The sequence below is a fragment of the Pseudomonas sp. NPDC089422 genome (genome assembly GCF_044749405.1).
In the GTDB taxonomy this organism is placed as follows: Bacteria; Pseudomonadota; Gammaproteobacteria; order Pseudomonadales; family Pseudomonadaceae; genus Aquipseudomonas.
In genome coordinates, this window is sequence record NZ_JBIVHW010000020.1 from 1 (window position 1) to 16,016 (window position 16,016).

Annotated in this window: 11 protein-coding genes; all 11 read right to left on the reverse strand. The window is 63.3% G+C overall.

Annotated features, from left to right (window positions below):
• Nucleotides 1–770, reverse strand: a 770-nt coding sequence (locus tag ACIPZ8_RS26515; protein ID WP_400729741.1) for a type VI secretion system Vgr family protein, incomplete at its 3' end; no start/stop codon positions are given.
• Between the two features lie 36 nt (nucleotides 771–806).
• A complete protein-coding gene (locus ACIPZ8_RS26520) occupies nucleotides 807–1,604 on the reverse strand; it encodes a hypothetical protein (RefSeq protein WP_400729744.1) in 798 nt (265 codons plus the stop codon).
• Between the two features lie 52 nt (nucleotides 1,605–1,656).
• Complete coding sequence (locus ACIPZ8_RS26525) at nucleotides 1,657–2,646, reverse strand: DUF2515 family protein (RefSeq protein WP_400729747.1); 990 nt, start codon at nucleotides 2,644–2,646, stop codon at nucleotides 1,657–1,659.
• Entirely contained in the window at nucleotides 2,643–5,396 is a 2,754-nt protein-coding gene (locus tag ACIPZ8_RS26530) for a type VI secretion system Vgr family protein (RefSeq protein WP_400729750.1), read from the reverse strand. The genes ACIPZ8_RS26525 and ACIPZ8_RS26530 overlap by 4 nt, the downstream gene beginning before the upstream one ends.
• 19 nt (nucleotides 5,397–5,415) lie before the next feature.
• Nucleotides 5,416–6,537, reverse strand: coding sequence for a hypothetical protein (locus tag ACIPZ8_RS26535; RefSeq protein ID WP_400729753.1), 1,122 nt, complete (start codon nucleotides 6,535–6,537; stop codon nucleotides 5,416–5,418).
• Nucleotides 6,538–6,548: 11 nt separating this feature from the next.
• Nucleotides 6,549–6,803, reverse strand: coding sequence for a PAAR domain-containing protein (locus tag ACIPZ8_RS26540; RefSeq protein WP_400729755.1), 255 nt, complete (start codon nucleotides 6,801–6,803; stop codon nucleotides 6,549–6,551).
• Nucleotides 6,804–6,838: 35 nt separating this feature from the next.
• A complete protein-coding gene (tssA, locus tag ACIPZ8_RS26545; protein ID WP_400729758.1) occupies nucleotides 6,839–7,933 on the reverse strand; it encodes a type VI secretion system protein TssA in 1,095 nt (364 codons plus the stop codon).
• A gap of 99 nt (nucleotides 7,934–8,032) precedes the next feature.
• Nucleotides 8,033–8,551: an Hcp family type VI secretion system effector gene (locus tag ACIPZ8_RS26550; RefSeq protein ID WP_400729760.1), complete on the reverse strand. Its 519-nt coding sequence runs from the start codon at nucleotides 8,549–8,551 to the stop codon at nucleotides 8,033–8,035.
• A gap of 107 nt (nucleotides 8,552–8,658) precedes the next feature.
• Complete coding sequence (gene tssM / locus ACIPZ8_RS26555) at nucleotides 8,659–11,151, reverse strand: type VI secretion system membrane subunit TssM (RefSeq protein ID WP_400729763.1); 2,493 nt, start codon at nucleotides 11,149–11,151, stop codon at nucleotides 8,659–8,661.
• Nucleotides 11,151–12,071, reverse strand: coding sequence for a type VI secretion system-associated protein TagF (tagF, locus tag ACIPZ8_RS26560; protein ID WP_400729765.1), 921 nt, complete (start codon nucleotides 12,069–12,071; stop codon nucleotides 11,151–11,153). Before tagF ends, tssM begins: the two co-directional genes overlap by 1 nt.
• A gap of 34 nt (nucleotides 12,072–12,105) precedes the next feature.
• A complete protein-coding gene (locus ACIPZ8_RS26565) occupies nucleotides 12,106–16,011 on the reverse strand; it encodes a type VI secretion protein IcmF/TssM N-terminal domain-containing protein (RefSeq protein WP_400729768.1) in 3,906 nt (1,301 codons plus the stop codon).
• Nucleotides 16,012–16,016 lie beyond the last annotated feature (5 nt).

Consider the following 16,016-nt stretch of genomic DNA (forward strand, 5'->3'; position numbering starts at 1 on the left):
GCGGCCTGCAGCGCCGGCATCACGCTTTCGCGCGGCTGGCTGTGGGCCAGGTAGTCGACGCTGCGCCAGTTGAGCTTGCCGCTGAGCAGCTGCGAGCCGCTGCTCCACTGGGTAATGCCGTCCTGCTTCTGGGTCACGCTCTGGGTGTGGAACGGCACTTGTTGCGGGGCGAGGGCGGGCAGGGTGTCGACGCTGTCGGTGAAGACGATGCAGTGGCTGTCGGCCTTGTGCTCGACGTACCAGAAAATGCCTTCAAGCTCGCACCAGCGCTGCACGAAGTTGGCATCGGTCTCGTTGAACTGGGTGACGTAGGACAGCGGTGCGTATTCGCGGCGCAGGTCGAGGCGGTAGTTGCCCTTGGCCTGCTCGTACTGGGCGAACACGGCTTCAAGGATGGCGGGCAGGGCCTTGTCCTGCCAGATGCGGCAGTCGCTGCGGTATTCGAGCAGGCTGAACCAGGGCGCGAACACCAGCTGCCAGTCATGCAGGCCGCCGTCGCTGCCCAGGTAACGCACGCTCTCGACCAGGCCATGGCGCGGGGCCTGGCTGCCGTCGTCGCAAAGCAGGGCGAGGCTGACGGGCTGGCCGATGAGTTTTTCCGGGTCGAACTCGGTGTCCTGCACCAGCACGTCGAGGGTGTAGCGCGGGGTGCGGCCGATGCGCTCGACGCCGTGGGCGCGCAGGGCCTGCAGCTGATCGGCACCCAACGGGGTGGTCAGCTGCAGCAGGCGGCCGCTTTGCGAAAGCGGGGTGCCGAAGGTCAGGTCCATGACAAGGGGTCTCCTGAGTGGGGGCTGATCGGGTGGTTATTCCAGGGCCTTGATGGGCGGGTCCTGGTAGTCCTCATCGATGGCGATGCCCATTTTTTTCAGGCGTGCTTCGGTCTGGGCGCGTTCCTGGGCCATGCGTTTGAGTTCGGCGGGGAGGAGGGTGGTCCATTTTTCACGCGCTTCATCATCTACGAAGCCCTTGTAAAACTCGGATTCGGTCCTGAAGGTCAGGGTGAACAAGTAAGACCCAAGAGTTTTCTCTTCACCAGAACTATTCTCCCTCTGCACGCGAAGAAGTACATAAACATCGTCTTTATTGAAGTACCAGCTGCTGAACATTGGAAGGGACAGCCATTCTTCTTTCTTAAGCTTAAGTGCAGGGTCTTTCCAAGGCCCTGTGCTCACTGGAGTACCAAGGACCATGTCCGGGTCATCAAATTTGTCCGCTTGAGTGCCAGGGATGCGCGCTTCGTCGGGCAGGATGTACCTTTTCCATCCTGCAGCGTGCAACTTATCCAGCAGGGTGTAAAAATAATCAATAGCCTGCTCGTGCCGAGCGTTCGATGGCACACCGCCCAACGTTATATAAGCATGATTCAGCTGATCGCTTTTGTAAGTGCTCAGGGCTGCACTGATGACATCATCGAAAATCAAGGAAGCTGAAGCTGAAGAAATCGTAACTTTTGCTTTGTTAGGACTACTGGATGGAATGTCGAACTGATACATGCACAACGTGCTGTTGCAGTCTTTGCTCAGCGGGGCACTTGATGAGTCAAAAATTTTTTGTACGGACTCGTTCATTCTGAAGTTGATGGTTGGTGTTGCTGTTTTCATGTCGTTGTCTCCGCACCCGGAAAGCGCCAGGCAAATTAGTATGTAAATAAAATTACGCATTGTCGCACCAGGTTGATATGGTTTTTATGATGCTTTCCGTTTGCTCTTTTTCGTTAAGCATGAGGTAGTGGTAAGTGTTTGCGATGCTGCCAATAAATTTCATTCTGTCGACGGGGTCGTAAAGCTTGCCTTCCGTCATTACTACATCGTACTTTGAATCGTTTGTCTCGCATTGCGTGCTAAAAGCGGCAAGGCGCCGTGGCACCCCAATATGACCTTCCAAGAGTGCTTGACTAGTGAGAAGAGCCCGGAATTCAAGGCTGTCATAGATAAGAGGCTGCAGGATTTTCAGCTGTTCGTGATTGGCGATGGCCATGAGCGATTGAAACTGATAGTCACGGCGCCTCTCCCCTTGCCTCAAACGCTCTATTTTGGGGAAAAATGCAAAGCCTTGCTCTAGATAAGGAGTGGTTTCTAAGTTATTTATCTTAGGTAATGCATCTTCCAGCCATGGCAGTTCTTTGAATGCGGATTTAAAGCACTCGGAGTAGGAGTTCCAGTTCCTCTTTTTGAAGCAATTTTGGAAATCTTCCGGAAAATTTATATAGAACCAGTGCCAGACAAAAATATCTTGAAATAACCAGAAATTTCCTTTGCCCAGATGCGTTTTTGTTCTTTGGAAAGCAGGTATGGCGAACCCTGTGTAGCGCCATTTACTGTCGCTCGCGTAGTCCAAGGCGCACATGACCTGTTTACTCGCGAAGGCCGCTAACCCAGTCCAATAGAAGCGCCCCTTCATTTCAGGTTTACCATTGCGCTCAAGCTCAAGATAGATCCGAGCATAATTGCCAGCAATCCGTTCGGCGCGTGTGCTGAAATTTTCGATCAATTGATAACGAGCAGTCTGCTTGAATTCGACACGGGTTTTAATGGAGAGCCTACGTACCGCCTCTTGCTGACCAAGCGACCATCCATCTTCACACTCAAGGCCTAAGCGATTGACTGAGCAAGGCTTTTCGTTGAACTTGAAATCTTGTTTCATGACTTTGTTCTCGGTACGAATTTTTCAGCATCCGCCGGTATAAAAAACTCATCAGGCATGAGCCTTACCTTGGCGGCACTTGGCGTGTCACTGAAGAAACGTGGGGTATGGCCATCTTGGTCGGTGAAATACACCCTTTTTTCTTTACCGGGTATGTCTACTTCGATCGCCACGTTGTCTAGAGGTGTTCCGGATCCGGTCATCAATCTGTTCTGCTCGTCATACATGCCGGAGTCAGGGCCGTTGGGTAGCTCTTTGAACGAGTGCTCCATGCTGGCTGGACCATCCAGCGTTTTCTTCGCCCCCTTGATGTCGATGGTTCCCGGCGCATGCACCTCGATATTGCTGCCTTTGATGCGGATGTAGGCACCACCGCTGGTAAGCAGAATTTCTTTCTGTGCCGACATCTCGATCAACTGTTCCAGCGACGTGAGCTTCATGTTCTGCAGTGCAGTCAGTTCCATGGCATCACTTTGCGCTTCCAGTTCGACCTTGCCCTTGGCTGCAAACAATTTGGCCCCGGCGCTCTGCGCAAACAGGCTGATGCTCTGCACCACACTGGCCAGCAACGACTTGCCGCTGGCGATGCTGACATCCTCGCCGGTACTCACGGTCAGGTGCTTGCCGCTGTGCAGGTGGGTGTTCTGCGGCGTGGCGGTGGCGATGTCCGCCGGGGAAGAAGCAATCAGCAGTGGCTTCTGGTACCCCGGCGTCTTGCCGCGTCCGCCACTGCGGATCGCCCAGGCGGTGTCACCGCCGTTGCGTTGCTGTTCGCTCGGGCCTTGGCTCGGGCTGCTGTTGTCGTTGCCATAAGTGACGTCGGTGTCGGCGTTGAGCTGGGTCAGGCTGTCCAGGCCGGCTTGCAGGGCGTCGGCGTTGTGCTGTTTGGCGGTATCGGACAGGGTCTTGAGCCGTTGTTCGCTGTTCTGCAACTGCTGCTGGGCTTCGCTGACGTCGAGCTGGGCGCCCTGAGCGTTGCTGCGTTTCCAGGTGCTCAGGTACAGGCCTTGCTGGGCCCGCAGGGCGCCGTAGGCGTCGGTGCGCAGCTCGAAGCCGCTGCCGCGCAGGGCGCCGCGGTTGTTGCCGCGTTGGTCGATCAGGTAGCCGAGGTTGAGCTGGGTGTGGCCATGGCTGCTGTGGATCTGCGTGCGTACCTGGCCGGTGGAGTCGTCCATCACCCACTGGTTGAAGCCGCCGCCGCCGATTTCCTTGCTCTTGTAGCCGCTCATCAAACCGCTGGAGTGCCAGGCCGGTTTATGGCCGCCGTACACCTGGCCCATGATCAGCGGGCGGTCGATGTCGTTGTCGAGGAAGGTGACCACCACCTCTTCACCAGCGCGTGGCACGTGCACGCTGCCCCAGTCGGGGCCGCTGCTCGGTTGCAGCATGCGTAGCCAGCAGGAACTCAACTCGCCGTCTTGACTCAAGCGGTCCCAGTGGAAGCGCACGCACACACGGTTGAGATTGTCGGTGAACAGTTCGTGGCCGCTGGGCGAGACCACCACGGCGGTCTGCGGGCCAGGCGATGTCGGTTTGGCGTGCTCGAACGGGCTGCGGTACGGCGCGCTGTGCAACTGGCCTTCGAAGTGGCTGGTGAAGAAGCCATAAGAAGCTTCGCTCAGGGCCGAGCCAAGCAGCGAATCGTCCGGCGCCGGGCGCACGGTCTTGAACAGCGGTGCCAGGCTGCCGGGGGCTTCGCGGCGCTGCTGGGCCATGGGCAGGTTGCTTTCGGCAAAGAACTGCACCTCGATCAGCAGGAACTGCCGGGCTTCGGCGGCCTTGCGCTCGTACAGCGGGTGCTGGGTCAGCTCGAACCAGCGACCGGCTTCGAGTTGGCGCACGCCACCCTGGCCGTGCACGCGGCGGGCCTGGGATTCGTGCTGTTCGATCTGCACGCGACTGAGCCAGTCGCCGCGCTCCTGCTTCTGCCAGTTGTACTGGCCCTGGTATTCGTAACGCTCCAAGGCCGCCGGGGCAGAGGCGGCCTGCAGCGCCGGCATCACGCTTTCGCGCGGCTGGCTGTGGGCCAGGTAGTCGACGCTGCGCCAGTTGAGCTTGCCGCTGAGCAGCTGCGAACCGGTGCTCCACTGGGTGATGCCATCCTGCTTCTGGGTCACGCTCTGGGTGTGGAACGGCACTTGTTGCGGGGCGAGGGCGGGCAGGGTGTCGACGCTGTCGGTAAAGACGATGCAGTGGCTGTCGGCCTTGTGCTCGACGTACCAGAAAATGCCTTCAAGCTCGCACCAGCGCTGCACGAAGTTGGCATCGGTCTCGTTGAATTGGGTGACGTAGGACAGCGGTGCGTATTCGCGGCGCAGGTCGAGGCGGTAGTTGCCCTTGGCCTGCTCGTACTGGGCGAACACGGCTTCAAGGATGGCGGGCAGGGCCTTGTCCTGCCAGATGCGGCAGTCGCTGCGGTATTCGAGCAGGCTGAACCAGGGCGCGAACACCAGCTGCCAGTCATGCAGGCCGCCGTCGCTGCCCAGGTAACGCACGCTCTCGACCAGGCCATGGCGCGGGGCCTGGCTGCCGTCGTCGCAAAGCAGGGCGAGGCTGACGGGCTGGCCGATGAGTTTTTCCGGGTCGTACTCGGTGTCCTGCACCAGCACGTCGAGGGTGTAGCGCGGGGTGCGGCCGATGCGCTCGACGCCATGGGCGCGCAGGGCCTGCAGCTGATCGGCACCCAACGGAGTGGTCAGTTGCAGCAGGCGGCCGCTTTGCGAAAGCAGGGTGCCGAAGGTCAGGTCCATGACAAGGGTCTCCTGATAATCAAACGTTCTCTATCGGTTGCAAATCGACAGCCTCGTTCAGTGCCGGCCCCAGCAACCAGCCCTGGGTCTGTGTCGATGCATGCCGATCCAGCACCAGCACTGCACCTTCCAGGCTGTTGGCCGCTTGCAACGCCAGCGCCAGCGCACTCATTTCGCTGATGCCCGGCGCGTATTCACCCGCCAGCAGGGCATGGCCAATCACGTGTTGCTGCATGTCGCAGTCGGGCAGGTGGGTGTCGAGCAGCTGGTACAGGTGCTCCAGGCGGTTGTCATCGTGGTGGCCGTCGGTAACCAGGCCTTTCACGTCGGTCAAGGCAATGCCGGCCTGTTCGCACAGCTGCTCGCTCACCTGCTCCAGGCCGCCGCAGCCTTTGCGGGGCAGCAGCGCCCGCGGCCCATGGTCGTGGCTCACCGCAGCTCGCAACTGCCAGCGCGCATTGCCCTCGGGGTTGGCCAGGTCGATGCGTCGCAGGTTGAGCACGGCAATCGCTTCACCGGCCATGCGCTCGCCTTTAGCGCTTCCGGCGCGGTCCACCGTAGCCCAGCTGTCGATACCGATGCACAGCAGGTTGGCGGCTTCCAGCTCGTTGCCCTGGGCCCACGGCAACCAGGTGGCGAAGGTCTGCCCGGGGGCGCTGAAACCGTGGCCGGGCAAGTAGTCGAACGGCCAGGCTTCGAGCAGTGCATCCAGCCAGGCCTCGGCGTCGAGGCCGGTGGGGGCGAACACCACCACCTGGGTCTGGTCCCAGTCCAGGCCGCCAGCGAAGTCGTGCCACTGGCCGAGCATGGCCTGCAACAACTGCAGGGCCCTGGGCAAGATCCTGACTTCGGCACGCGCGCTGCCTGCGCGAATGCGCCGCACGGTGTGGCGGTGCCCGGCCGGGGTGACCAGCCGCGGGTCGTGCTCGAAGTCGGCGTTGACCCTGCCTAGCGCCTTGCCTGCCTTGGCCTCGGCCGGGGTCAGGTTGGGCAGCCACAGCCAGGCATCACTGACGCCGATGCGGGTGGTGTCGTACTCCGCGCGCGGGCGTGGCGGCGGCGCCAGGCGCTGTGCTTGTTCGCGGCGCTCGCCGATCACGTCCCACAACGAGCGATGGCCCTGGGCGAAGGGTTTCAACATGCTGGCAGTCCTTACAGTATTCCGGTGTCACTGTTGGTGGCGATCAGGCTGGAGCCGCAGGCGGTCTTGTCGCCATGGCGGGCCACCGGCTTGCCGTCGACCAGGGTGGTGGTGTCGCCGCTGGCGATCACGCAGGCACCGTGCAGGCACATCACCTTGTCGCCGAGCCTGGCCACGGCGCGGTCGTTGACCAGGGTCGAGGAGGAGCCCTGCACGACCATGCCGCCGCGGTCGGTGGGGTCGTTCAAGAGAATGATGGGACGCATGTCGAAACTCCTTTTCAGCCGGCTAGGACCACAAATCAGTCACGAGGTTGCAAGGTGCCGAGCACATCGCGAATGCCATCGACCACACTGCTGTCCTTGATCACATCGTTGAGCCAGGATTCCAGCGGCATGTTGCCCCACTTGATGGCGCGCTCCACCAGGTACGGCACCGGGCTGTGCGGCTCGGTCTGCTTGAAGAACTGCGCCACGCCCTGCAGCAGGGTGAAGGCTTCTTCGCGGGTCAGCGGTACGGTGCGCAGGGGGGCATCGCCGCCACGCTGTGCGGCGGGCGCGGCCGTGCTGACCGCTGCCGGCCGTTCAGGCTGCGCGGCTTCTTCGGCCGGCACCGCAGGCGCTTGCGCCACGTCGACGCCACGCTCCTTGAGCAGGCGTTCGACCAGTTGCCGGGCATGCACCAGCACGTCGTCCAGGGCGAGAAAGCTCGGCGCGTCATGGCCGAACGCGGCGTCGGCCGCGGCCTGCAGTTGCTGGCAGGCGCCCAGGCATTCGCTGATCTGGGCGTGCAAACCGTGCAGGTGCCCGGTATCGGTCAGCACCACCGAGCGCTGGAACAGTTCGGCGTTGATCTTGCCTTCTTCCAGGGCCTGGTGCATGGCCGACGGGTTTTGCCGGGCCAGGTTCTCGACCTGGCGCGACTCTTCATACTTGAGCAGGCTGTAGCCTTGCCCTTGGGTGATCGGCAGGGTGCGGACCACCTCGGTCAGCGTGGTGGTCAACCACGCCAGGCGGGTAGCACGCTCGTCCACGCCCTCGTCGAGGGAGGGGTAGAGCGTGTCCCAGAAATCTTCCAGCAGGGCTTGCGCCACCGCCAGGGAAAAACGGATGCCCGGAAACTGCTTCCTGTGGGCCAGGCCTTCGCTTAGCCAGGCCACCAGCATCAGGTCCTTGCTGTGCTCGGTGAGGCCGGCGGCAGCCAGCTGTATCACCTGCTCCCAGTCGGCCTGCTTGAGGTCGGTCTGCCAGTCGCCCTGGGTCAGGTACTCGGGGTCGGCGCGGCGCGCCTCCTTGATCTGATCGAACAGGCTGGAAAAACTCAGGTCCTCGCCGGCGCCACCGTCAATCGGGGTACGCAGGGCAGACAGCGATAGGTCGTCAAGAATGTCGTGCATGGACGGCTCTGTGTGAAGGTGAAAGGAAGGTCGCCGTGCCCTTGCAGGCACGGGACCCTCGAACGAGCTGACCGTTACCGGCGCCAGCTCAGGTCAGGCTCAGGAGTAGACCTTGTTCAGCGAACGGTCCCAACCGCCGGTGACCTTGCCGCCACCGGCGCCGTCGGAGCGCTTCTGCTGGGTGTAGGTGGTCTTGATGCGCGAGAAGTTGAACTTGATCTCTTCCATCGGCAGGTCGCTTTCGGACTTGGCTTCGCCGTCCAGCGGCAGGTTGCCGAGGAAGTTGACCGAGGAGATCACCACCTCTTCGAGGGTGATTGTCAGGTAGGTCACCTTGTCACCACCGGCACGGTTCACGTTCAGCACCACTTCCTTGATGTGCTGGCCTTTGCAGCACGCTTCGAAGGCCTTGGCGGAGGCTTTGTCGACGTACTTGCGGATGGTGAAATCGCTCAGATTGACACGCTCGGACGAAGCACCACCGGAGGAGCTGGCGGTCGCCGAGGTAGCCTGGGTGGCGCCGTACTGGTAGCCCAGTACTTCGATCCAGTCCTTGTGCTTGTCATCCAGTGCTTCGCCTGGGATGCCGTCAATCTTGATGTATGCGTCAAATGCCATTTCTACATTTCTCCATAGGTATAAAGGGCTTCCTTGATCCAGTACCTGGACCTGCCCTGAGTGTGACCCCTGCGGACCAGCCGCAGGCGTCGTGTTGAGACCGGGCTTCAATCAAGTGCCCGAACCTCGATCTCTACGCGCCTGTTGGGTTCCAGGCACTGAATCAGTTCGGTGCGCGGCGCTTGCATGTTGCAGCGCACCAAGGGTTTGTTGCTGCCTTCGCCCACCGCATCGACCAGTTCCGCCGGCAGGCCCTTGCCCACCAGGTAGGTCTTGATGGTCTGCGCACGTTGCCGCGAAACCTGCAGGTTGCTCTGGCGGTCGCCGAGTTGGTCGGCATGGCCGGTGATCACGATCTTGCCGACGTTGGGGGTGTTCAGCAGTTTGTTGGCGATGCTGCTCAGCTGACGCTGGCCGGCGGCTTCCAGGCTCTGGAAGTCGGCGCGGCCGAAGGCGAACAGGGTGTCGGACTCCAGCGTGATGGTCTCGATGGCGCGCAGCGAACGGGTCAGCAGGCTGTTGATGTAGTTGCGCGAGCTGGACACCAGGAACGCGTTGTTGAGGATGCGCGGCACATCTTCTTCGCGGATCTGGTCGCTGTAGAAGGCGATCTGGCGCCCGGCGAACTGGTAGTCCTCACCCTCGCCGAAGGCTTGCGCCGACTGCCCGGCCGGGCGCGGTACCTGCTTGTAGATGGCCGGGTACCAGTAATCCGGGATGCGCGCCTTGAGCACCGCCGGCTGGGCCTGTTCACGCTGGGCCTTGGACAGCATCAGGTAGGTGTCGAGGGTGGTCTGGCCGAAGGTGGCCACCGACTGTGCGCGGTTGTCCACCGGCAGGGCCCGAGGCTCGACGCTGTCGATACCGCTCACGGTCTCCAGGCGCGAGGCGTTGCGCTGGTAGATCTTGATGCTGCTGAGCAGGTACAGCGAGCGGGTCAGGTTGTCGGCGGTGGGCTTGAGCATGACCTTTTCCAGCTGGGCGAAGTACGCCTGGCGCACGAACGGCTCGACGTCGTGGCCGCTGTACAGGCCCATGCGCATGCTCAGCGGTACGCCTTCGCCATGGTGGCGGGCATACAGCTCGGCGGCAGCCTGGCGCAACTGGTCCAGGCTGTGCCAGGCGGTGTATTGCTGGCGGGCAGCGGCATCCTGCTGGCGGGCGCTGTCGAGGTTGGCCGCCAGGGCCTGGATCGACGCCTTGTTGTTGCTGTACGACCAGCCCCAGGCCAGGCACAGCAGCAGGCCGGCCAGGCTGGCCGCGCCGACCCAGCCGGCCTTGCGGCGGTGTTCGCGGCGGTTGCTGGTGTACAGCGCCACCAGGTGCTGGTCGGGGATGATCACCTTGCGGAACAGGCTGGTGATGAACAATGGTTCGGCCTGGCTGATTGCCGCTGCGTCGTTGCCCGGTGCGGCCAGGGCGAAGCGCTCGCGCACGTCGCTGGCATAGCGGCCATGGGCCGGCTCGTCGGCATCCAGGGCGCTGGTGAAATAGAAACCACGCAGCAGCTCGGCACCCTGGTAGGGGTTGGCCCGCAGCAGGTCGGCAACAAACGTGTTGAGCAGCGGCTTGAGCGCTGCCAGCTCCAGCGGCAGGCGGTAGGCGGCCGGGTCGCGACGGGTCAGCTGAATGTCCTGCAGCAGCAGTTGCTGGTCGGCCAGTGCCTGCCAGTGCCCGACCAGGTCGTTCATGGCGGTGGCAAAGCGTGTGCTCCAGTCGGACTGTTCGAAGCCCTCGTGGCTGAAGGTCTTGCCCATCACTTCGTCGCGCGAGTGGGCGTCCAGCTGGCGGTAGAAGTGAGTGAAGCCTGGCAGCAAGTCGCACTTGGTGAACACCAGGTAGATCGGCAGGCGCAGCTCCAGCAGCTCGTGGGCTTCCTGGATGCGTTCGCGCAGGCGTTTGGCCAGGCGCTCGCGGCCATCGGCACCGGCGTGCAGGATGTCTTCGATGCTGACCGCGACGATCAGGCCGTTCAACGGGCGGCGCTGACGGTGCTGGCGCAGCAGGCCGAGGAAGGCGCGCCACTTGCCGGCTTCTTCCTGGTTGTCCATGTAGCGGCCGGCGGTGTCGAGCAGCACCGCCTCGGAGCTGAAGAACCAGTCGCAGTTGCGTGTGCCGCCGAAGCCGGCGACCCGTGCGCCTTCGCGCTCGGCGTAAGGGAAGGTCAGGCCGGACTGGTAGAGCATGGTGCTCTTGCCCGACGCCGGCTGGCCGATCACCAGGTACCAGGGCAGGGCGTACAGCGCATCTTTGTTGGCACCGCCTTTGCTGCTGCCTTGCAGGCGCTCGATGCTCTGCAGCAGGCGCTCGCGCAGCAGGCTGACTTCTTCGCGGTCCTGCGGGTTGGCGTTGAGCACCGCCTGGTCGGCGTCCTCGCGCAGCAGCGCCTGCAGGTCATGGTGCTGCGATACGCCACGGTACATCAGCAACACGTAAAGGGCGGACAGCAGCACGAACACGCCGATGCCGGCCAGCAGGCTGGAGAGCGAGGCAAAGCCCAGCGCGATGCCAGCCGCCCAGACCAGGAAGATGGCCAGGAAAAACACCACGCCGAGCACATACGGCTGATATTTGAAGAAGTAGTACTTGAGCCTGTTCATCAATACTGTTCGTCCCGCGCGCTGGCGAAGCGCTCTATGAAATCGTTCAGGGCCAGGTCATCGGCTGGCAGCACCAGGGGGCTGCCGCTCGATGGGTACGGCAAAGGGTCCAGCAGGTCATGCCGCTCGCTGCTGTCGGCAATGCCGGTCAGCAGCCGGTAGATCTCGTCACTGCCGCGGGAGGCGAAGCACAGCAGCCCGGGGCGCATGAAGTTGTCCACCAGCACGCTGACGTCGGGCATGCCGGCACTGCCGCGCAGGCGCGACAGCAGCGTGCACCAAAGGTCGGCCATGGGCCGTTTGAGGCCGCTCTGGGCCGGCAGCGGCAGGCAGATCGGCGGCGTGTGCGCTTGCTGCAAGGCAGTGCGCAGGCGGTACAGGCTGGCCATGCCGGCCTGGGTGTCGAACTCCGGGTAGCTGTGGCGCAGCGGCCGGGCCACGTCGCGCAGGTTGAAGTCGTGAAGAAACTTCTCGTGCACCCGGCGGTACAGGTCCAGGTCCTGGGCGGTCCAGCCGCGCATGGCCTTGATCCGCTCGAACAGCTCGGCCATGTCGGCGCCCTGGGCGGCCTGCATGAGCAACGGCTTGATCTGCCCGGCGAACAGCTCGCAGAGGATGTGCGGGCTGACGAAGCGCACATCGTGGTCCATGCGGATGCTCTGGAACACCATGAACGGGTAGCGCCGGCCACTGGTATCGCGCGAACTGATGAAGCCGCCGAGCAGCCACTGCCCGGTGCGGCTGCGGTAGCAGAAGAAGCACACCGGCAGGGCATCGAAACGCTCGCGCCAGTCGGCCTGTGCCTGCATGCGGCCGAGGCCGTTCTGCAGCCACAGGTCGAATTCGCACACCTCTGGCAAGGTGCCGTTGAGGCTGACGAAGTCGGCACTGGCCGGGACTTTGCCAAAACATCCGATCATTGGCCGGGCGCCCCTGTCAGGGTAAGGGTCAGCATCAGTTCACCCGTGCGCTGTCGTTGAGCACGCTGAGTGCCTTGACCTGGGCCAGGTCGGTCATCTTCACGCCGCCATAGTTGCGCACCACCAGGCTCACCGGGCCAGCCACCGACTGCCAGGTGAAGCGCTGCTGCACGGTGTCCAGGTCGCTGACCCGGGCGCTGTCGTTCATCTTCAGCAGGCCCCAGCGGCCGGGGTAGTCGAACACGGTGATGCGCTGGCCTTCCAGGGTGACCACGTCCAGTCGTGCGCCCGGGGCGTTGTTGCTGCCCGGCCAGGCGAAGCGGTTCCAGCTGGTGCGGCCGTTGCGGTAGTGCTGCTCCTGGCCGTCGAGGGTGAAGATGATGTCGGTGTAGCGCGCAGAGGGTTCGAGCATGATCTCGAAGCCGTTCTCACGGTCCGAGAGGCTGGCGATCACCTGGCCGACCGAGCTGGCCTTGTCGATGCTATCGACCATTTTCGTGTTCACCAGTGGGCTGGTGCTGTTGCCAGTGCCCATGCCCAGGCCTTCGCCACCGGCGAGGTTACCGATTTCATTGCGTTTGAAGGCCGGCAGCAGGCCGCTTTCGGGGTCGACGAAACGCTGCAGGTCCTTGACCGAGGCTTCGTTTTTGCTGTCGGCGACGATCGGATAGCGGTGCGCCATGACCTGCTGCCAAGGGCGCGCCACGTCCTGTGCCCAGGCCTTGGCGATCTGTTGCCCGGCCGGGTCGCGCAAGGTTTCCCAGGTGTACTGCAGCGGCGAATTGAACAAGCGCAGCAGGGCGCCGGACAGCTTTCCGGCCGACGTGTCGACGCTTGTCTCGACGTAGTTGCGCACCAGGGTGACTTCCGAAGGCTGGCCTTCAAGGGTTTCGCTGATCAGCAGCTTGCTGTTCTTGCCAACGTCCTGCGAGCGCTGGATGTTGCTCAGGCGCACCTTGAGCTTGCGCAGGGCAGCCAGGTAACGGTCCATCACGGTGCTGTCGGCGCCTTCGGCATTCTGCGCGGCAAACAGCCGCGAGACCGGTTCGAAGCGCTTGGCCAGGCTGCCGTCATTGACGCGCGGCAGTTGTGCGACAACGTTTTCCACCGCAGCGCCCTGGCTGCTGAAAGCGCCCTTGACGCTGGCCCAGAAGCTGTCTTCAGCTGCACTGGCCGTGGAGGCGGCCGCTTGCTTGGGCAGGTCCCAGTCGGTGTTGTGGTTGACGGCGGCGAGCAGGCTCTTCACCGGTGAGTTCTGCACGTCGCTAAGCACCGCCAGGCGCTCGTTGGCGTTGGCCATGTCGGTGAAGTGGCGAACGCCAACGCCTTCGAGCAGGTTGAACCAGGCTTCGGCGTAGTCGGCCTTGTAGCGGGCCAGCAGCTCGCGCATGAAGTTGGCTTTCTGCACCAGGCCATTGCCGCCTTCGCCGTCGAGCACCCAGTCGCTGTCGTTGCGCAGGTCGCCCGAGAGCAGCTTGATCAGCTCTGGCTGCACATATTCTTCCCAGCCCTGGCGGGTGTAGAAGGCCGGCACGGCTTCGGCGGAGAACAGCTGGTTGCGGCTGGTGGCCGGGACCATGTCGGCCAGGGTCAGGTTCGGATACTGACGGCCGGATTCCAGTTGCAGGCGCAGGTACTCACGGTCGACCAGGGAGCTGGCGATCATGAACGAACGCAGGCTCTGGCGGGCATCGCTGACCAGTTGCTCGTTGCGGCGCAATGCCGGTGCCGTGCCTTGTTGCAGGTAGCGTACGTACAGGGCGCTGTTGGCCTCGACCAGCACTGGGTCGATGTCGTGGCCTTGGGCCTGCGCGGCCTGAGCCCAGGCGCGGGGCAGTTCGGCGGCGACGAAGTCGGCGTCCGGGTGCTCCTGCGGGCGGGTCAGGATCAGGTACAGCTTCAGCGCGCTGTAGGCTTCGATCACCGAGGCCACCTGCTGCTCGCTGAGGCGCCCGAGGCTGTCCTCGGACAGCGACAGGCCGGCGGTCAGGGCGGTGTCTTCGGACGGGTCGGCGCTGGACACCGAGCGGGCCTTTTCATGCAGCGCATCGAGTGCGCGGCGGCGGCCGTCCTGGCCGGCTTCGCTGGCAGCGGCCTGCACCTGGCCGGCCAGTTGCGCGCCACTGCGCGGAACGTTGGTGGTCAGTGCGGCAGCAGTCGGCGCCTTGAACACCTTGATGTCTTTGCCCGGCGCGGCATCCGCTGCCTTCGCCGCGCGGCGCTTGCCGGTGTCGGCCAGCGGCGTGCGGTCGACGGTTTCGGCGAACTGGTTGAGGGCACGCAGTTGCACCTGCAACTGCTTGCCGATCGGCTCCAGGGCCTGGGTGCGCAGTTGCTGCAGGTAGGCCTGGCGCAGCGGGCTGAGCAGTTCGGCACCGCTGTACAGGCCGGCGCCCAATGCCAGCGGCACACCCTCGCTGTCGTAGCCTTCGAACTGGCCGAGGTAGTGGCGCAGCTGTTCCATCGCCTGGCCGGATGCCAGGCGCTCGGCCTGGTCAGGGGCCTGTTCCAGTTCGCTCAGCTCACCACTGATGGTGGCCAGTACCTGGCGGTTGTTGTGGAACGACACGCCTTCCCAGGCCAGCAAAGCAACACCGGCGAGCGCGGCAGCGCCGGCCAGGGCAGGGGTGAGGGCGCGGGTACGGCCCTGGCGGGAGTAGTACAGGCTCAGGTTGCGGTCGGGGAACACCACCTGGCGGAAGGTTTCGGTGATGAAGAAGCTCTTGTCGCCAATCTTGCTGGCCGGCTTGCCCGATGCCGGGCGCTCGCTGGCCTGCAGGGCGTAATGCGCGCCCAAGGCCTCTTCGTAGACCGGTGGCAGCTGTTCGTCGGTCTGCAGCGCGCTGGTGAAGTAAACGCCACGTACGATCGGCGGGGTACGGCCGTCGGCCGTGCGCTCGAACTGCTCGAGGAAACCACCCAGCACACTGGAAAGCTCGGCGAAGTAGCTGGGGAACTGCAGCAGCTCTACGTTGGCGGTGTTGCCGGCGGCGATCACCTGGTGCTCGACATGTTCGCGCAGGCTGCCCAGCAGTTGGGCGAAGCGGGCTTCGGCGACACTGCGCAGGCCTTTGTGGCGCACTTCGGCGAGCGGGAAGGTCATGCCCAGCGGTTGTTGGCGCTGCGCATTGTCCAGGCCTTCGAAGGCCTGACTGAAGCCTGGCAGCAGGTCAGTCTTGCTGAGCATCAGGTACAGCGGCGGGTTCACGCCCAGGCACTCGCTGTATTCGTCGATGCGGCTGACCAGGCGCGCCGCCATGGCTTCGCGCTCGGCCACGGTGGCGCAGATGATCTCTGGCAGGCTCACCACCAGCACCAGGCCGTTCACCGCAGGCTTGCTGCGCTGCTTGCGCAGCAGTTTGAGAAACGAGGCGAACTCGCTGGCCGAGGCGTCATCGCGCAGGTAGCGGCCAGCGGTGTCGATCAGCACCGCTTCGGGGCTGAAGTACCAGTCGCAGTGCTGGGTGCCGCTGTCGAAGCCGCTGGCCTGGGCCCCGGCGATCGAGGCCGAAAGCCCGGAGCGGGTCAGCAGCGAGGTCTTGCCCGAGGCCGACATGCCGATCACCAGGTACCACGGCAGGTCGGAGAGTGCCGAGGCACCGCCACCACCGGCCGAGCGCGCCGAACGCAACATGGCGATGGCGTGCTTCAGGCGTTCGCGCAGCACGTGCTGGTCGCGGAACTCGCCTTCGGCGCCCAGCGAGCGGTCGACTTCCAGCTGCACCAGGCTCTCGATGTTCTGCTCGGCACGGATGCGGCGGTATTGGCGCAACACGATCAGCAGCAGGCACACGGCGCTGAACAGCGTCATTGCCACATACACCTGTTCAGGCGTGAACTGCCAGCGCGGCAAGGCGAACCAGCAGGCCAGCAGGCCGATGGACCAGACCAGTGCCAAGGCAAACCAGAAATTTTTCAAACAGCGCAGTAGTGCTTTCATGTCGT